Source organism: Duganella sp. Dugasp56 (assembly GCF_047304105.1).
GTDB lineage: Bacteria > Pseudomonadota > Gammaproteobacteria > Burkholderiales > Burkholderiaceae_D > Rugamonas > Rugamonas hordei.
In genome coordinates this window covers 18,913-37,096 of sequence record NZ_JBGLYQ010000047.1, presented here as the reverse complement: position 1 = coordinate 37,096, position 18,184 = coordinate 18,913, and the positions used below count along the sequence as shown (strand labels likewise).

Genomic DNA, 18,184 nt, shown 5'->3' with positions numbered 1-18,184 from the left:
GTAATCGTTTTCCTAACTGATGCAAAAAAAACGACGTGGAGGTTAACCCGCCACGTCGTTTCAGGGCTTAAGCGATCAAGCCTGGTGTTCGATCGTCTTCGCCAGTTCGCCGGCCTTGATCGCACCCATCAGGCCGAGCAGCGTGCTGAAGGCGTTGCTGTCGGCGCCGCCCATCTGCACTTGCGGCACCAGCGGCACCTTGGCCGTTTCAAACGCTTCGGCCAGGCGCAGCATGACGGTTTGCATCAGCTGCTTGTCGGCGCCCTCGCCCTGCATCGCTTCGGACTTGGCCTGGATCGCCGATGCCTCGGCCTCGCCCACCGAGCGGATCGCCGAGGCGCGGCCGGCGCCTTCCATCTCCTGGCGGAACTTGTCGGCCTGCGCCAGCGATTCGATTTCCTGGCGGCGTTTCTCGGCGGCCTTGACGTTGGCCGAGCCCTGGTTTTCCTTGATCGAGATATCCACCAGCGAGCCGGTCAGTTCCTTCTGCTTGGCGGCGCGCTGCTCGGCTTCGTTCAGCTCGCGCTGCTTGTCGGCGGCGATCTGTTTCTGCGCGAAGGTTTCCACCTGCTCGCGCGCGATCTGGCGGTCGCGCAGCTGCGCCATGATGTCCTCGATCTTGTTGTCGCCGGGCTGGGCTTTCGGCGTGCCGATCAGCACTTCCTGGAACTCCAGCGAATACGCCTGGAAGCGCAGCTTCATGTCGCTCGACGCGTTGTTCTGCAGCTCGCTGCGCGACTGGATCAGGTCGATGAAGGTCTTGGTCTGCGACACGTTTTTAAAATACGACGACACCATCGGATCGAGCGTCTGCTCGACCAGCTGCGCCACGTTGCCGAAGCGCTGCACCACCATCGGCGCCTTGCGGTAGTCGATGTGCACCACCACCGACAGCGGCAGGTGCGGTTCGAACGCGTCCTTGGTGATCAGCGTGATCTCGCGCAGGTTCTTGTCGAAGTTGGAGCCGCTCTCGCCGGACTTCCACATCAGCACGAAGTTCGTGGTCGGCACCAGCTCGATCTTGCCGGCGTAGGTGTTGAAGGCGTACTTGCCCGGCATCAGCGCATCGCGCCACACGCCGCGGCAGCCGGTCTCCACCAGCTCGCCGTGCGAATACTCGGTGCCGGACAAGTCCGTGCCGGCGCGGCCCGTGTACGACACCACCACGCCGACGAAGCCGACCGGGATGATGGTCTTCTTGATGAACTCCACCGTCGCGAACAGGCGGTTGATGAAGTAGGTGCCCTCCACCAGCACGCGCTCCTGGCGGCCGCGGCGGCCACCGGCGGCGAGGAATTTTTCCGGCTCCTGGAAAGCGTTGTGGCTGTCGCCCACGTCCGGCGCCAGCAGCTCGCCCTTCAGCAGGCCGGGACCGTCCTGCACCGTCACCACGGCCAGCTGGTCGGAGTCATGCGAGCCGGTCACCTCCTTGATGACCACGGGCTTGAAGCCGCCGCGCTCGTCGAGCACGCCGCGCATCTGCTGGTAGTAAGCCTTTTCCAGCGCGTCGAGCGACATCGAATAGGTCGATTCCTCGGTCATCACCACGAACAGCGCGGGGTTGATGATGTGCGTGCCTTCGCGCAGCACCATGCGCTGCGGGCCTTTCTGGCCGCCGTCGCGCAGGAAGGCGCGCACGTCGCGGAAGTCGACGATGCGCGAGTTGTCGGCCAGCGTCTGGCCGGCCGGCAGGTCGAGGCCGTCGCGGGCGAACACGTAGGCGATGGTGCCCTGCGTGACCGACACCATCGGGTGGATGTGCACGCGGTACTGGAACGGCGCGAAGAAATGGAAACCGCCGCGGCGCAGGTCGGGCTGCAGGCCGGCCTCGCCGTTCAGCGCCAGCAGGCCGTTCTGCACCGAGCCGGACGGGCTCCATAGTTTCTCGATCACGCCGACGCGGTCGTTGGGGATGTACTTGATGGCCCCGGATATCTTCAGCAGCAACAGCGCTGCAAACAATCCCACTACAAAAATCAAGGCGATAGAAATCACATCACTGCTAAGCAGGCTAGACATACAAACCTTTCGGTTGTGGAAAAAGCTGGGGATGCGGGTGCGTGCGTAACGAAGCTAGCGCGGCGGGCTGGCAATGGTCAGGCAGGCGTGTGGGGGATTTACTGCGGCGGCCGCGAGGAGCGCGGCGGCAATGACGAGTGGGGTGAACACGATGTTTTTGTTATTACCGTTCAGTGAGTTCGTGCTTACCATTCTTGCACAAAGCCTTGAAAGGGCAAGGAGCGCCGCCGCGATTAGAATCGGGCCTCTAATCGCGGCGGCGGCGCTTAACAATGTCGCTTAACCGTACGGCGTGTAGTTGAAACCCTGGCCGATCAGCGGTTGTAGCGCGGCGTGGTTTTCCGCGCTCTCGCTGAAGTTGATCAGGATCTGCGCCCGCGTCGCGCCCGCGTCCAGCCCGTGCAGCCAGAAGTCGTAGCCGGCCTGCAGCGGCGCGCGGTGCAGCACGTTGCTGTACAGGTGAGTGACGAAGTCGGCGTTGCTCGGCGCGTCGCCGTACAGGGTCTTGAACTCCGGGCTGTCGATGAAGTTCTGCGCCACCGTCTCCAGCTTGGCGCCCACGTCGAGCGCATTCATCCAGAAGCCCAGGCCCTCGCCCGGCTTGCGGTTGAACGCGGCCTGGTACAGCCGGTACGCCTGGCCGCCGTTGCCGTCGACGTCGAACGCCATCGCATGCGTCGGGAACACCAGCCGCTCGATGCCGGTCAGCGTGTCGGCGGTGCCGGCGCCGGTCTGGTATACCGTGACCTGGCCGTCGTGCGCATAGATCTCCAGCGGAACCTTGGTGTCGTCGTAGAACACCGTGTCGGTGCCCGCGCCGCCGTCGATTTTCTGGCCGGTGCCGTTGGCGCTGAAGACGTCGTTGCCGTTGCCGGCCGTCGACGAGGAAGCCGGCGCCACGGTGGTGAAGGTGTAGCTGGCATGGCCGGCGTAGCGGTTGCCCGACAGGTCCAGCACGCTGCCTTCCGGCAGCGACAGCGTGTACGTGGCGCCCGGCGTCAGGTTTTGGTGCGGATCGATCTTCAGCGTGTTGCCGCTGGCCGTAATGACCACCGACGACAGCGTGGCGCCGTGCTCGTCGGTCAGGCGGATGCCGCTGCCGGCGGTGATGGCGTCGTCAAAGCTGAGCAGGATCTTGCTGCCCAGGCCCACGCCGGTGGCGCCATCGGCCAGCGACGAAGCGGTCAACTGCGGCGCCTTGGTGTCGGCTGAGCCCAGGCTTTCTGCCAGCGTATAACTGCCCTTGTCCGCACCGTAGGCGGAAAGAAAGAAGTCGCCGGTGGCCTGTGCCTTGTACACCATCTGGGTCTCGCCGGTGGCGTCGCTCGGCCCGTCGGAGACGGCCAGTTGTGTCTTGCCGGCCGCATCGAACAGGGCCAGGCCGGTACCGGCGCTGCCCGTGTCCAGCGTGCCGCCGTGCCCCTTGACGCCCTTCATGTCGAAGACATAGGTCTTGCCGCCGTCCAGGTGCACCTTGAACCAGTCCTGGTCGCCAGGGCCGGCAACCACGCCTTGCGCCGGCGTACCTGCCGCCAGCATGCCCTTGGTGGAGGCATTGCCGGCATAGTCGTCCGCGTCGTTGACGACGCTGAGCTTGTAGGCGCCGGTGGCATGGCCGTCGCCGCCAGCCACTTCGAGGAAATAGCTGCCCTTGGCGTCGGGCACATAGGCCAACGCTCCGCTGCCGCCGCCGGCCAGCACTTCCGCCAGCACCTTGCCGCTCGCGTCGAGCAGGCGCAGCGTCGCGCCGCCCTGCTCGTCGGTGTTCTTGCCCTCGTGCCCGGTGGCGCCGTCCAGCGTGAACGTGTACTGGCCGTCCTTGTCCAGCGAGATGGCGAACCAGTCGCGGTCGCCGCCGCCGGCGTCCAGCTTGCCGCTCACCGTGCCGCTTGACGCGGGCCCCACCACCAGTTTGCCGACGGTGGCGGCGGTGGCGCTGTAGTCGTCCAATGTAGGGCTGGCCTTCAGCGTGTAGCTGGCGCCGGTCATGAACTTTATGCTGTCCGTCACCGCCATGTAGTAGGTGCCGCTGGCCGCCGGCGTGTAGCTGTAGCTGACAGCCGCTCCGTCGGTGCCGTAGACCGGGCTGCCGTCGCCGGCCAGCAGGCTCAGTTGGACAGACGAGCTCGGGGAATTATTCAACGCGCCATCGAAGGTGTAGGTCGTGCCCGCAACCAGGTCGACCTTGAACATGTCGATGTCGTTGGTCGAGGCCAGCACGCCGCTGACACCCTTGCCCAGCACCAGCGCCGTAGCGGTTTCGCGCGCATCGCCGTAGTCGTCGCCGGGCGTGACTGTGGCCTTGGCGGTTTCCAGCACCGTGTAGCTGCCGGTCTGGTAGGCGTTGCCGTGCACGCTGACGAAATAGTCGCCGGTGGCAATACCTGCCGCGGTCACGCCCACGTCGGCCGTGTTCAAGGTGGCGGTCACGCGGCTGCCGTCCGCCGCATAGAGGTCGATGCCGGGGCCGCCCGCCTTGCCGAAGTTCGTCGTCGCCAGCGTGCCGCCGCTCTGCAGCGCGAAGCTGTACGAGTGGCCCGCCTCCAGGTGCACCTTGAACCAGTCGGCGTCGCCCGCCACGCCGATCATGCCGCGCTGCGGCTTGGCGGCCGCCAGCACCCCGGCGGTGCTGTCGTCGCCGGCAAAGTCGTCGTCGCCGGCAATGGTGGCCTTGACCGAATAGGCCGTCAGGGGCAGCTGCGCGCTGACGGAGGAAACGGTGACATAGTAGTCGCCCCCGGCTCCCGCCTGGTATTGCGCGCTGTCCACGTAGATGCCGTTGCTGGTGTCGCCGTGATGCAGGGCGCCCTTGATCTCCTGGCCGCTGCTGTCGGTCACGGTCATCTTCACCGCCGCGCCCGTCGGTGCACCGAAGTCGATCGTCACCAGCGCGCCGTCGGCCAGGCTGATCTTGAACACGTCCTTGTCGATGGCCGTCTGCAGCTTGCCGTTGGCGACGACGCCGTCCGCCAGCTTGGCGGCGTGCGCGTTGTCGTTGCCGAACTCGTCGGGCAAGACCACCGCCGCCTGCAGCGTGTAGTCGCCGGCCAGGCCGCTGTGCCCCGCGCCGACATCGACGTAGTACGTGCCCTTGGCCACCGCCGTGTACGACAGCGACGGGTTGCCGCTATTGGTGCCGGTCGGATGGTTGACGATGGCCAGCTGCTTGCCGCTGGCATCAAGCAGGCGCAGCGGGGCGTCGGTGGCGCTGCCGCCGTACAGCTCCTGCAGCGTGCCCTTGACCGAAAAGGTGTAGGTGGCGCCGGCCTCCAGCGCGACGGCGAACCAGTCGCTGTCGCCGCCGCCCGCCTCCAGCTTGCCGGCCACGGAGGCGCCGATCGCCAGCTTGCCGGCGGTGGCGGCCGCCGCGCCGAAGTCGTCGGCTACTGCGCTCACCTTCAGGCCGTAGCCGGTGTCCCAGTCGGTGCTGGGGTTCGGGCTTGGGTTGGCAACCGTCAGGTAGTACTTGCCGGCGGCGCCGACGGTGAAGCTCTGGTCCTTGGTGCCGGTGACGGGATCCGCGTCGACGAGGTTGCCTTTGCTGTCCGTCAGCGTCCAGTGCGGCGTCGCGCCGGAACTCTGCGTGCGCGCCAGCGACACCAGGTAGCTGCCGCCTGCGGCCAGGTCGAGGCTGAACACGTCCTTGTCGGTCGGGATCTGCAGCGAGCCGGCGATCTGCTTGCCGAGCGCCAGCGCGGCGGCGGTGGCGGCGGTATTGCCGTACTCGTCCACCAGCGCGGTGGCGGTGAGGGTGTAGCCGCGCTGCGGGGTGTAGCTGTCGCCGACGTCCAGCGTGTAGGTGCCGGCGGCGGTTGTGGTCAGCCGGTACATGATGGTGCCGCCGGCGCTGCCGGAATAGTCGGGCGTCAGGCTCTTGCCGCTCGGGTCGAGCATCTTCAGCGCCAGCGCGCTGTCGGCGGCCGTGGCGGCGTCGCCGTTGCTGAGCGTGATCTTGTAGAGAACGTTGGACGCCAGCGTGACCTTGAAGCGGTCGACGTCGCCGGCGTATTGCAGCGCGCCGTTCAGCGCCGTGCCCAGCGTCAGCTTGCCGGCCCCGGTGTCGGTGGCGCTGTAGTCGTCGACGACTTCCTTCACGCTGACGGTGTAGGCGCCCGGGAGCATGGGCCTGGCATAGAGTTCGATGTAGTAGTCGGCATCGGCGGACCCGGGCCGGTTCAGCAGCACATCCGGCGCCAGCGTGTTGCCGTGGGTGTCATGGATCGCAATGAAACGCACGGCGTCGCCGGTGCTGGTGACCGTGTAGCGCTTGCCGGCTTCGGCGTGAAACTTATACCAGTCGCCGTCGAGCATGTGGTCGAGGTAGCCGGTTGTCGTGGTGCCGGCCGTCAGCACAGCGGTGGTGCTGCCGTCGTCCGGCTGGTCGTCCGGCAGCGCCGCGCCGGTGGTAAAGGTGTAGACCTTGGGGCCGGTGTACAGGTTGCCGGCCTGGTCCCGTATCTCGCCGAGGGTCAGCGTATAGGTCGTATTCGGTTGCAGCGGACCGCCGCTATCCATCAGCAGCGTGTTGTTGCCTATCGCTTGCAGCATCGATCCAAAATTGCCCTGTATCTGGTTGCCGCTGGCATCCTTCATCACCGTGTCTTGGCCAAATACCACCGGCTCGTCAAACATGAACCGGATGCCGCCGCTGACCGGCACACCGGTGGCGCCGTTCGCGATCGACACCGATTTCAGAACCGGCCCGGTGACGTCGCCGGTCAGCAGGTGTTCGGACAGGGTATAGTCGAAACCGGGTTGGTTGCCATACAAGGCCAGATAGTAGTCGCCAGTACTGGTCGCGGTGTAGGCAAAGCCCAAATCTTGCGGGAAGAACAAATCGTCCGGGGCGTCGGCCTGGAGAACGCCGTGCGCGTCCCGCAGTTCCAGGCGGTTCGATATTAACTCCATGCTCGTGCTGTGCATATCGAAAGAGTACTGCTTGCCGGCATCCAGATGCACCTTCACCCAGTCGACGCCGCCCGGGGCCATCGCTCCACGCACGGGCTTGGACACTTCGAGCAGGCCGGTAGTCTGTGCCGTGGCCGGATAAGCGTCCGGGCCGGCCGTCAGCTTCAGCGCGTAGCCGCCAGTGGCCGGATCGGTCGCGCCGTTGCTCTGCACCGTCAGCGTATAGACGCCGGTCGTTTCAGCCGAGAAGTACAGGTATTTCTTGTCTCCTAACGAGCCGATCCCGAGATCCACGGGCTGGCCGTTGGCGCTGAGGATAGAAGTATCGAGTTTGCTGTTCCAGGAGGAGCCGTCGGCCGCGGTGCGCTGCAGCACATAGGTGGTGCCAGCCACCAGGCTGACCTTGTAGGTGTCCACATCGGTGCGCACCGGCACCAGGCCGGTGACCATGGCGCCAAGCTGCATGGTGGCCGCATGGGCCGCATCGCTACCGGCCTCGTCCGCCGTGGCCACCTGGGCCTGGAGCTGATAGGTTCCGCTCGCAGCGCTGACATCGAGGTAATAGGTGCCGGTCGCCGGCGCGACGAAGGGCAGCACCGGCGCATTATCGGAGAGGCTGCCCGGACCGGTTTCCTGCGACACAGGAAGGCCGGTGGCGTCGAGCACCGCCAGATGGCCGCCGTTATAGACCGTCGACGGCATCGTGCCCGCGCGCTCGGCATCGCCCTTCAGCGTGAACCAGTAGCTGGTGCCGGCCACCAGCGAGACGGCGAACCAGTCATGGTCGCCGCCCCCGTCCTCCAGCCTGCCCTTTACCGACGCGCCGATGGCCAGCTTGCCGGCGGTGGCGGCGGTCGAAGCGAAGTCGTCGGCCGCCACGCTGGCCTTGAAGACGTAATCCAGCGCGGCCGGGTGTTCCCAGTCGGGGTTGTAGACCGATACGTAGTACGTCTGCGACGTGGCGGGAATAAAGGAATAGCTTTGGCCAGGGCCGACCACGGCGTCATCCACGCCGGTTTCGCTGGCATCCTTGAACGACAACTTCAGATTGTGAACGATACCGCCGTCGTCGACGCCCTGGGCGGCGAAGTTGTAGAGCGTGCCGGCGGTCAGTTGGACCTTGAACACGTCCTGGTCGCCGTCCACGTCCAGCTTGCCGTTGATCGAGGTGCCAAGCGCCGCGGCGCTCGAGGTTGCCGGCGTATTGCCGAAATCATCTGCGGCGGCGCCACCGGCAATGACACGGAACGGGGAAGCGGGGCGATAGTCAGCTGGCATGGGCGGCTCGGGTTTGGGGTGTGCGACATGATAACAAAATTTCCGGATGGAAAAACAATACTATCCCTCTCCCGGCTTCTAGCCGTACGGCGTATAGCTGAACCCCTGGCCGATCAGCGGCTGCAGCGCGGCGACGTTTTCCGCGCTCTCGCTGAAGTTGACCAGGATCTGCGCCCGCGTCGCGCCCGCGTCCAGCCCGTGCAGCCAGAAGTCGTAGCCGGCCTGCAGCGGCGCGCGGTGCAGCACGTTGCTGTACAGGTGAGTGACGAAGTCGGCGTTGCTCGGCGCGTCGCCGTACAGGGTCTTGAACTCCGGGCTGTCGATGAAGTTCTGCGCCACCGTCTCCAGCTTGGCGCCCACGTCGAGCGCATTCATCCAGAAGCCCAGGCCCTCGCCCGGCTTGCGGTTGAACGCGGCCTGGTACAGCCGGTACGCCTGGCCGCCGTTGCCGTCGACGTCGAACGCCATCGCATGCGTCGGGAACACCAGCCGCTCGATGCCGGTCAGCGTGTCGGCGGTGCCGGCGCCGGTCTGGTACACCGTGACCTGACCGTCGTGCGCGTAGATCTCCAGCGGAACCTTGGTGTCGTCGTAGAACACCGTGTCGGTGCCGGCGCCGCCGTCGATTTTCTGGCCGGTGCCGTTGGCGCTGAAGACGTCGTTGCCGTTGCCGGCCGTCGACGAGGAAGCCGGCGCCACGGTGGTGAAGGTGTAGCTGGCATGGCCGGCGTAGCGGTTGCCCGACAGGTCCAGCACGCTGCCTTCCGGCAGCGACAGCGTGTACGTGGCGCCCGGCGTCAGGTTTTGGTGCGGATCGATCTTCAGCGTGTTGCCGCTGGCCGTAATGACCACCGACGACAGCGTGGCGCCGTGCTCGTCGGTCAGGCGGATGCCGCTGCCGGCGGTGATGGCGTCGTCAAAGCTGAGCAGGATCTTGCTGCCCAGGCCCACGCCGGTGGCGCCATCGGCCAGCGACGAAGCGGTTAGCCGCGGTGCGGCGCTGTCGGCGCCCAGGCTTGCGGCCAGCGTATAACTGCCGCTGGCTGCGCCGTGGGCCGAGACATAGTAGTCGCCCGTGACGGATGCCTTGTACACCAGCCGGGCCTCGCCGGTGGCGGCGCTGGCCCCGTCGGCGGCGGCCAGCTGCGTCTTGCCGGCCGCATCGAACAGGGCCAGGCCGGTGCCGGCGCTGCCCGTATCGAGCGTGCCGCCGTGGCTCTTGCCGCCGTTCATGTCGAAGACATAGGTCTTGCCGCCGTCCAGGTGCACCTTGAACCAGTCCATGTCGGCGGGTCCGCCCGCCACGCCCTTGGCCGGCGTGCCGACAGCCAGCACGCCCTTGGTGGTCGCATCGCCAGCATAGTCGTCCGCCACCACGCCGGCCTTGAGGGTGTACTTGGATTCCGGCCGGAACTTCAGCCTGTCCGTGACCGCCAGGTAGTAGGTGCCACTGGCTGTCGGCGTATAGGTGTAGTCGACGGTGAGCGAGTCGGAGGCGCCATAGACGGCGCTGCCGTCGCCAGCCATCAGGTTCAACTGGAGGATCGCGCCCAGCGAGTTGTTGAGCTGTCCGCTGAAGGCGTATGTCGTCCCGGCGGTCAGACTGACCTTGAACATGTCGATGTCGGTGGTCGTGCCCAACACGCCGCTGATGCCATTGCCCAAGGTCAGCACGGCCGCGGTTTCGCGCGCATCGCCGTAGTCGTCGCCGGCCGTCACGATGGGCGTGGCCGTTTCCACCAGCGTGTAGCTGCCGGTCTGGTAGGCGTTGCCATGCACGCTGACGAAATAGTCGCCGCCGGCGACCGGCGTGACGCTCACGCCCACGTCGGCCGTGCCGGTGATCGGCGTGGTGGTCACGCGGCTGCCGTCGGCCGCGTACAGGTCGATGCCGGTGCTGGCGAACTGGCCGAAGCCCGCCGTCGCCAACGTGCCGCCGCCGCTCTGCAGCGCGAAGCCGTACGAGTGGCCGGTCTCGAGGCGCACCTTGAACCAGTCGGCGTCGCCCGCCACGCCGATCATGCCGTGCTGCGGCGCGGCGGCCGACAACACGCCGATGGTGCCGGCGTTGCCAGAAAAATCGTCGGCGGCGCTAACGGTGGACTTGATGGTGTAGGCCGCGCTCGGCAACAGCGCATCGCTGTTGCCGATGGTGACGTAGTAGTCGCCCGCGGCCGTTGCCTTGTACTGGCCGCTGCTGACGGAAATACCATTGACCAGCTCGCCCGGCTGGCCGATTCCCTTGATCTCGGCGCCGCTGCTGTTGGTCACGGTCAGCTTCATGCCGTTGGCCGAGATGGGCACGCTGAAGTCGATCGTCACCAGCGCTCCGGCGGCCAGGCTGATCTTGAACACGTCCTTGTCGCTCGCCGTTTCCAGCTTGCCGCTGGTGAGCACGCCGTCCGCCAGCTTCGCGGCGTGCGCGACGTCGTTGCCGAAGTCGTCGGCCGGGACGGCCAGCACCTGCAGCTTGTAGTCGCCGACCAGGCCGCTGTGTCCCAGACCGACGTCGACATAGTAGGTGCCCTTGGCGGTGGCCGTGTAATACAGCAGCGGATTGCCGTTGGAGTTCCCGGTTTGGGTGACCAGGTCCAGTTTCTTGCCGCTGGCGTCCAGCAGCCGCAGCGGCGCGTCGGTGACGCTGCTGCCGTATAGCTGGTTCATCGTCCCCTTGGCCGAGAACGAATAGGTGGCGCCGGCGTCCAGCGCGACGGCGAACCAGTCGCTGTCGCCGCCGCCATCCTCCAGCTTGCCGGCCGCGGTGGCGCCGATCGCCAGCTTGCCGGCGGTGGCGGCGGACGCGCCATAGTCGTCGGCCACCGGCGTCACCTTCAGGCCGTAGCCGGTGTCCCAGCCGGCAGCCGACGTCGAACTCTTTACCACCAGGTAGTAGCGGCCCGCGGCCCCGGCGGTGAAGCTCAGGTTCTTGTAGTTGCCGTCGAAATCGCCGCTGACGGTAGCGCCCTTGCTGTCGAGCAGGCTCCAGTGCGGCGCCAGCGGCGTGCTGACCGACGGCACCAGCGACACAAGGTAGCTGCTGCCCGCGCCCAGGTCCATGCCGAATACATCCTGGTCGCCCGGGCTTTGCAAGGTGCCCAGCGTCAGCTTGCCGACGTCCACCAGCGTGGCGCCGGCCGTGGTGTCGGCATAATCGTCGGCCACGGCCGCGGCGGCGATGGTGTAGGAGCCCGGCGGCGACTGGCTGTCGCCGACGTTCAGCGAGTACGTGCCGGAAACCGCGGCCACCAGGTGGTAGGCGCCGGCGCCGGTATATGCAAAGGACACGCTCTTGCCGCCGGGGTCGGTCAGCGTGAGCGGCAACGCACTGGCAGTGCCGGCGCCCCCGCCGTTGTCGAGCGTGATCGTGTAATTGGCGCCGGCGGTCAGCGCGATCTTGAAGCGGTCGATGTCGCCCGCGTACTGCAGCGCGCCGCTTTGCTGGCCGCCGACGGCGAGCTGCCCCGGCGCGCTGTCGTTGGAGCTGTAATCGTCGGTGACCTCGCGCACGCTGGCGCTGTAGGCGCCTGGGCCCACGGCTGCGGCAGCGAAGCCGATGTAGTAGTCGCCGGCCGCCGTCGCGTCCTGCAGCGCCGTCGGCGCCAGCGCCTTGCCGGCGGCGTCGTAGATGGTGACGGTGCCGCCGCCGGAGACCGCGTAATGCTTGCCGCTGTCGGCGTGGAACTTGAACCAGTCGACGTCCTGCGCGGTTTCAAAGACGGCGGAGACCGGCGTGCCCGCCGTCAGCACGCCGTCGGTCGACGCGTTGCCGGCATAGTCGTCCCCTGGCGCCGACGCCGTGCCGGTGGTGAACGTGTAGGTCTTGGGCCCCGCGTAGGGATTGCCGGCAAGGTCCCGGATATCGCCGAGGGTCAGCGTGTAGGTCATGTCCGGCTGCAGCACCGCGCCGGTATCGACCACCAGCTTGTTGTCGAACGTGTGCGTCGACGAGTAGCCGTTGAGCGGTGGAATGCTCTTGCCTGTGGCGTCTTTCAGCACGACGTCACTGTAATACGCCACTGCGTCGTCGAAGGTGAACTCGATGCCGCCGGTGATCGGCACGCCGGTGGCGCCGGAGGCGATCGACGCCGCCTGCAATACCGGTCCGGCGGTGTCGCCGGTCAGCAGCCGCTCGATCAGCGTGTAGTCGCCGCCCAGCTGATAGCCGTCGCCATGCACCGCCAGATAATAGTCCCCCGTGGCGGTGGCGGTGTAGACGATGCGCCCTTCGGCCTGCCGGCCGAGCAGGGCGAAACTGGAATCGATAAATCCGCCTTTCGAGTCGAGCAGCGACATGCCGGAAAATGCGCTGATTTGCAGCCCGCCCGCCACCTTCATGTCGAAAGCGTATTTCTTGCCGGCCTCCAGGTGCACCCGGATCCAGTCGGCGTCGTTCGGCAGGCCGATCGTTCCATGCACCGGCTTCGATGCCTCGAGCAAGGCGCCCGTTTGGGCCGAGGCCGGATAATCGTCGTGGCTGGCCGCCGTCAGCTTCAGCGTGTAGAGGCCGTCGCCGACGCCGAAATTGTAATCGCCCGCCACTTTCAGGTAATAGTCGCCGCCGACAGCGACGTCGAAAAACTGGTGGGAGCTGCTCGGCCAGGTCTGGTTTAAATAGACGGGGTTGCCCTTGCTGTCGGTCAGCGTGGCCTGCAGATTGATGTTCCAGGCGCCGCCGCCCGGGCCGCCGCGCTCGAGGATGTAGCTGGTGCCCGCCGCCAGGCTGATCTTGTACACATCCGTGTCCAGGTTCAGTCCGATCCGGCCGCTGATCGCGCCGCCGACCTGCGCCGTCGTGGCGTGGGCAAGGTCGTCTCCGGCCTCGTCTGCGGCGGCCACCTGGGCCTGCACCTGGTAGGTGCCGCCGCTGGCAATCGAATACCAGCGCTTCGCGTTGACGTCCAGATAGTAAGTGCCGCTGGCCGGCGCGACGAAGGGCAGCACCGACCAGTTGCCGTTGTAGGCGCCCGCATCCACCTCCTTGCCGGCGGCGTCGAAGAGTTTCAGCAGCCCGGTGCCGACATAGCCGGTCGGCAAGGTGCCGGCGCCCGTATCGCTGCCCCCCAGCGTGAACCAATAGCTCGTGCCGGCGGTCAGCGACACGGCAAACCAGTCGTGGTCGCCGCCGCCCTCGTCCAGCGTGCCCCGGACCGGCGCGCCGCCGACGTCGAGCTTGCCGGCGGTGGCGCTGGACGAGCCATAGTCGTCGGCCGCTTCGCTGACCTTGAAGGTGTAGCTCAGCACGCCCGGTGCGCCCGATGCATTGGCGCCCACGTAGTAGCTGCCCGATACCGAAGGAATGAAGGAATAGCTGTTCGTATCGCCGCCGCCGGAGCCGCCGATGTGGGTGCCGTCATAGACAGTTCCGCTGGCGTCCGAAAAGGTCGTCCACACAGCGCTGACCCGGCCGCTGTCGTCCAGGCCTTTCATGGTAAAACTGTAAAGCTTGCCGGCGGTCAGCTGGACCTTGAACATGTCCACGTCGTCCGCCGTCTCGATTTTGCCGCTGACGGCGGCGCCGACCGCTACGACCGTCGCGGTCGCCGGGGTATTGCCGAAATCGTCGGCGGAGACCGCCGCGCCGGCGACGGTGCGGAAAAAGGAGGCGGAGCGGTAGTCGGCTGGCATATCAAACCCGGAATTTTAATGGCTTGGCATGATATCAAAATTTCCCATCGGAAAATCTATCCAATTCTCCCCGCCTAGCCGTACGGCGTGTAGGTGAAACCCTGGCCGATCAGCGGCTGCAGCGCGGCGACGTTTTCCGCGCTCTCGCTGAAGTTGACCAGGATCTGCGCCCGCGTCGCGCCCGCGTCCAGCGCATGCGTCCAGAAATCGAGCCCGGCCTGCAGCGGAGCGCGGTGCAGCACGTTGCTGTACAGGTGGGTGACGAAATCGACATTGCTCTGGGCGTCGCCGTACAGCGTCTTGAACTCCGCGCTGTCGATGAAGTTCTGCGCCACCGTTTCCAGCTTGACGCCGCCGTCAAGCGCGTTCATCCAGAAGCCCAGGCCGGTGCCGGGCGCGCGGTTGAACGCCGCCTGGTACAGGCGGTAGGCCTGGCCGCCATTGCCGTCGATGTCGAGCGCCATCGCGCTGTTGGACAGCAGCAGGCGCTCGACGCCGGTCAGCGTGTCGCCGGCCGACTGGGTGTAGTCGTGCACGCTGAAGCTGCCGTCGGCGTTGTGCGTCAGCTGCAGTCCGTAATACACCGAGGCGCTGTCGTAGTAGACCGTGTCGATGCCGGCGCCGCCGTTCAGCTTGAGGCCCTTGAGGTTGCCGATCATCAAATCGTTGCCGGGCGTGCCGTCCGTGACCGGCGCCGGCGCCGAGAACTTGTAGGTCTGGCTGCCGGCGACCTTGTTGCCCGCCAGGTCGAGCACGCTGCCTTCCGGCAGCGACAGCGTGTAGGTCACGCCCGGCTTGAGGTTGATGTGCGGATCGATCACCAGCGTCTTGCCTATCCCCATCGCCAGCACCTGGCCATAGCCCAGCGGGACGGCCACGCCGTTGCCGTCGGTGAGCGTGATGCCGCTGCCGACCAGCACCGCCTCGTCATAGGTCAGCGTGAACTTCGGCGCCGCCGGCGACACGTTGGTGGCGCCGTCGCGCAGCGTCGACGACAGCAGGTGGGGCGGCGTGACGTCGCCGTTGGTCAGCGTCTCGACCAGCGTGTAGCTGCCGGTCTTGCTGCCGTCGCCATGCACGTCGAGGTAGTAGTCGCCGCTGGCGCTGGCGATGTAGGAAATGCGCGGTTCGCCGGCCGCCGTGGTGCTGTAGACGCCGGTATAGCCATTGGCGCTGGTCAGCGACATGCCGACCGACGAATTGGAGGTATTCAGCGTGCCGCCTCCGCTCAGCGTGCCTTGCAGGTCGAATACATAGGTGCGGCCGGCGTCGAGGTGCACCTTGATCCAGTCGTGATCGTCGGCGACGCCGATGACGCCTTGCACCGGCTGGTCCGGCGCCAGCAGTCCGGTCGTCAGGTTGGTGGCGGGGAAGTCGTCCTTGCCCAGCGAGGTGGCCGACAGAACATAGGTGCCGGTGCCGCCGTAAGTCGAAGTCCCTACCTTGAAATAATAGTCGCCCGAGTGGCTCGCCTCGAACACCTTGGTGATCTGGTTCGGGCTGTCGTACTGGGCGCGCGCGTACACATACTCGTTGCCGCCGGTGGACACATCCAGCATGGCGTAGGAATTGACGTTGAGGCCGCCCACCGCGCCGGGGGCCAGCTGCAGCTTGTAGGTCACGCCCGCCTCGGCCGTGAACTTGAACACGTCCGCGTCGCTGGTCAGCTCCAGCTTGCCCTTGACGGCGGCGCCGGCCGTCATCGCGGTCGCGTGGACGGCGTCGTTGCCGTAGTCGTCCACCTCCCCAACCCTGGCCTTGACGGTGTAGGTGCCGGTTCCGCCGGGCGACGACACTTCGACGTAGTAAGTGCCCCTGGCGGTCGCGACATAGGGCAGGATGGTCGAGGTGGCGTTGTAGCCGCCGTTGCTGGTTGCCAGCACCGTGCCCTTGGCATCCAGAAGACGCATGACGGCGCCGTACGAATAGCTGGACAAGGTTCCGCCGCCTTCCTTGGCGCCATCCACCGAGAACCAGTAATAGCCGCCGGCGTTGAGCGAGATGGCGTACCAGTCGGCGTCGCCGCCCCCGGCTTCCAGCTCGCCCTTGGCCGAGGAACCGACCGCCAGCCGGCCCGTGGTGGCCGTGTTGGCGCTGAAGTCGTCGACGACGGCGCTGACCGTTACCGTATAGCCCTGTCCGGCGGCGGTAGTGCTGTAGTTGCCCATCTGCGACAGGTAGAAATCGCCACTCTTGGCCGGCGTATAGGTAAAGAATTTTTCCGTGTTGTACGAGCTCTGGCTGACGGAGTTGCCGCTGCTGTCGGTCATGCGGAAACCGTTGTTGTAGGCGCCGCTGTCGAGCACGACGTCGACGCGGTAGGTCACGCCGGCCGCCAGGCTGACCTTGAACATGTCGACGTCGTCCGGCGACTGCACCCTGCCCGACATCGGCACGCCGAAGTCCAGCCCGGTGGCCGAAGCCATGGTGCCGCCGAAATCGTCGGCCTCGCCCGAAGACGCCTTGAGCGTGTAGGCGGTGCCGGCGCTGGTGTCGTAATTGCCGCTGACGTTGAGCGACAGGGTGCCGGTGCCGGAAGCCAGTATGCGTGCCGTCAGCGTGCCGTCGGCAAAGCTGCTGGTGCTGGTGACGTAGCCGCCCACGCCGTCGGTGATGTTCAGGCCCAGTTGGTGGGTATCGCCGGGCTTGGTCGACAGCGTCACCGTGTAGAACTGGCCCTCCTGCACATCCAGGCGGAAGCGGTCCGAGTCGTCGCGATAGTCCAGCGTGCCCGTGGCCTGGCCGCCGGCGTACAGGGTGCCGGTGCGGGTATTGTCGGACGAATAGTCGTCCGACACCACATGCATGGTGACGGCGTAATTGCCCAGCTGGCCATTGGCGTTGACGCCAACAAAGTAGTCGCCCCCCAGGCCGGCGATGAAAGCCGACTGTGCCTGCAGATAGCTGACCGACCTGCCCGCGCTGTCGTACACATAGAACGTCTGTGGCACGACCATGCCAGCGCCGCTGTCGGCGGTGAACGTGGTGATCTGGCCGGCATCGGCATGAAAGCTGAACCAGTCGACGTCGTCGGTGCGCTGGAAGGCGCCGGAGGCTGTCGCCTCGGCCGCCAGCGCGCCGGTGGTGCCGACACCGGCCGCGTAATCGTCGGCGGCCGGAAAGGTCGACTTGATCGTGTAAGTGCCCGTTTGACCATAGCTCGCGCCGGCCGCCACAAAATAGGTGCCCGACGCTTGCGGCGTGTACTGGATTACCGGCGCCGTCGTGCCGTTGTTATAGCTGTAGCCGACCGAATAGCCCTGCGCACCCATCATGTAAAGCGACAGGCCGGAATAGCCGGCCAGCGTGCCGCCGCCATCGGGGGCCCCGGTCAGCGTGAACAGGTAGGTCGTGCCGGCGGTCAGCGTGACCTTGAACCAGTCGTTGTCGTAGTTGGTCTCGAAATTGCCGCTCTTGCTGCCGCCTATGGTGATCCTGCCGGTGGTATTAATGTCGTTGCTGAAGTCGTCGGCCATGGCGCGGGCAATATGAAAAGATCGGGAGTTTGGCACATTACCAACATTGCAATCAATAAAATCTATTCAATTGTCACCATCGGCAAAAATAATTGACGCCTCGCTTATAATCGACCCATCCCTGTCCCCCGGAAGCCGCCGTGCCGAAACCTGCCCTACGCCCGTTCCTGCGCCTGTTCCTGCTGCTCGCGGCCCTGACGCCGGCGGCGCATGCCGCGCCGGGCGAGCTGGTGATGCTGGCGCCGCTGGACCAGACCATGCCCATCGTCCGCTTCCAGAACGGCGCGCTGGCCGGCGGCATCATCAAGGACCTCGGCGACGCGCTGGCGCAGCGGCTGGGCCGGCGCGCCGTCTACATCAGCGTCGACGTGCCGAGCGTGACGCCGGCGCTCGCCGGCGGCCGGGCCGACGCCATGTGCTACGTGCTGCCGTTCTGGATCGACGGCGACTACGACTGGAGCACGCCGCTGCTGCCCGACAACGAGATGGTGGTCGGCCTCGTCGACGCGCCGCCGCTGCGCTCCCTCAAGGATCTGAAGGACAAACCCATCGGCACCGTGGCCGGTTACCGCTATCCGCGCGTCGAACGGGTGCTGGGCAAGCGTTTCGCCCGCACCGACTCGGCCAGCATGGAACTCAACGTCCAGCGCATGGTCGAAGGTAAGGCACAGTACACGATGGTGGGCGAGACCACGCTGCTGTACCAGCAGCGCATCCATCCCGGGCTGAAGGTGCGGCCGGAGCTGGTGTTCTCCTCGTTCAAGGCGCAGTGCGCGTTCTCGCGCAAATCGCAGGTGCCGTTCGCCGAAGCGAACCGCGTCATCGACGCCATGCTCAAGGACGGCAGCATAGACCAGATCCTGGCCCGTTACCGATAG

General features: G+C 66.3%; 5 protein-coding genes. 1 reads left to right on the top strand and 4 read right to left on the bottom strand.

Annotation, left to right across the window (positions count from 1 at the left end):
* Positions 1–75: 75 nt before the first annotated feature.
* The 4 genes from ACCD07_RS26395 to ACCD07_RS26380 all read right to left on the bottom strand — a co-directional run bounded on the left by ACCD07_RS26395 (position 76) and on the right by ACCD07_RS26380 (position 17,306).
* The gene (locus tag ACCD07_RS26395) at positions 76–1,968 is read right to left on the bottom strand and encodes an SPFH domain-containing protein (RefSeq protein WP_413449048.1); all 1,893 of its coding nucleotides are present in this window, start codon (positions 1,966–1,968) and stop codon (positions 76–78) included.
* A gap of 330 nt (positions 1,969–2,298) precedes the next feature.
* A complete protein-coding gene (locus tag ACCD07_RS26390) occupies positions 2,299–8,205 on the bottom strand; it encodes a pre-peptidase C-terminal domain-containing protein (protein WP_413449047.1) in 5,907 nt (1,968 codons plus the stop codon).
* Positions 8,206–8,283: 78 nt separating this feature from the next.
* Positions 8,284–13,830, bottom strand: coding sequence for a pre-peptidase C-terminal domain-containing protein (locus ACCD07_RS26385; protein ID WP_413449046.1), 5,547 nt, complete (start codon positions 13,828–13,830; stop codon positions 8,284–8,286).
* Between the two features lie 74 nt (positions 13,831–13,904).
* Positions 13,905–17,306, bottom strand: coding sequence for a DUF4214 domain-containing protein (locus ACCD07_RS26380; protein ID WP_413449045.1), 3,402 nt, complete (start codon positions 17,304–17,306; stop codon positions 13,905–13,907).
* Positions 17,307–17,446: 140 nt separating this feature from the next.
* Between ACCD07_RS26380 and ACCD07_RS26375 the strand changes: the two genes are divergently transcribed.
* The gene (locus ACCD07_RS26375) at positions 17,447–18,184 is read left to right on the top strand and encodes a substrate-binding periplasmic protein (RefSeq protein ID WP_413449044.1); all 738 of its coding nucleotides are present in this window, start codon (positions 17,447–17,449) and stop codon (positions 18,182–18,184) included.

Coding starts and splice junctions, on each gene's coding strand:
- ACCD07_RS26390 (WP_413449047.1), bottom strand. CDS start 8,205: ATGCCAGCTGACTATCGCCCCGCTTCCCCGTTCCGTGTCATTGCCGGT.
- ACCD07_RS26385 (WP_413449046.1), bottom strand. CDS start 13,830: ATGCCAGCCGACTACCGCTCCGCCTCCTTTTTCCGCACCGTCGCCGGC.
- ACCD07_RS26380 (WP_413449045.1), bottom strand. CDS start 17,306: ATGGCCGACGACTTCAGCAACGACATTAATACCACCGGCAGGATCACC.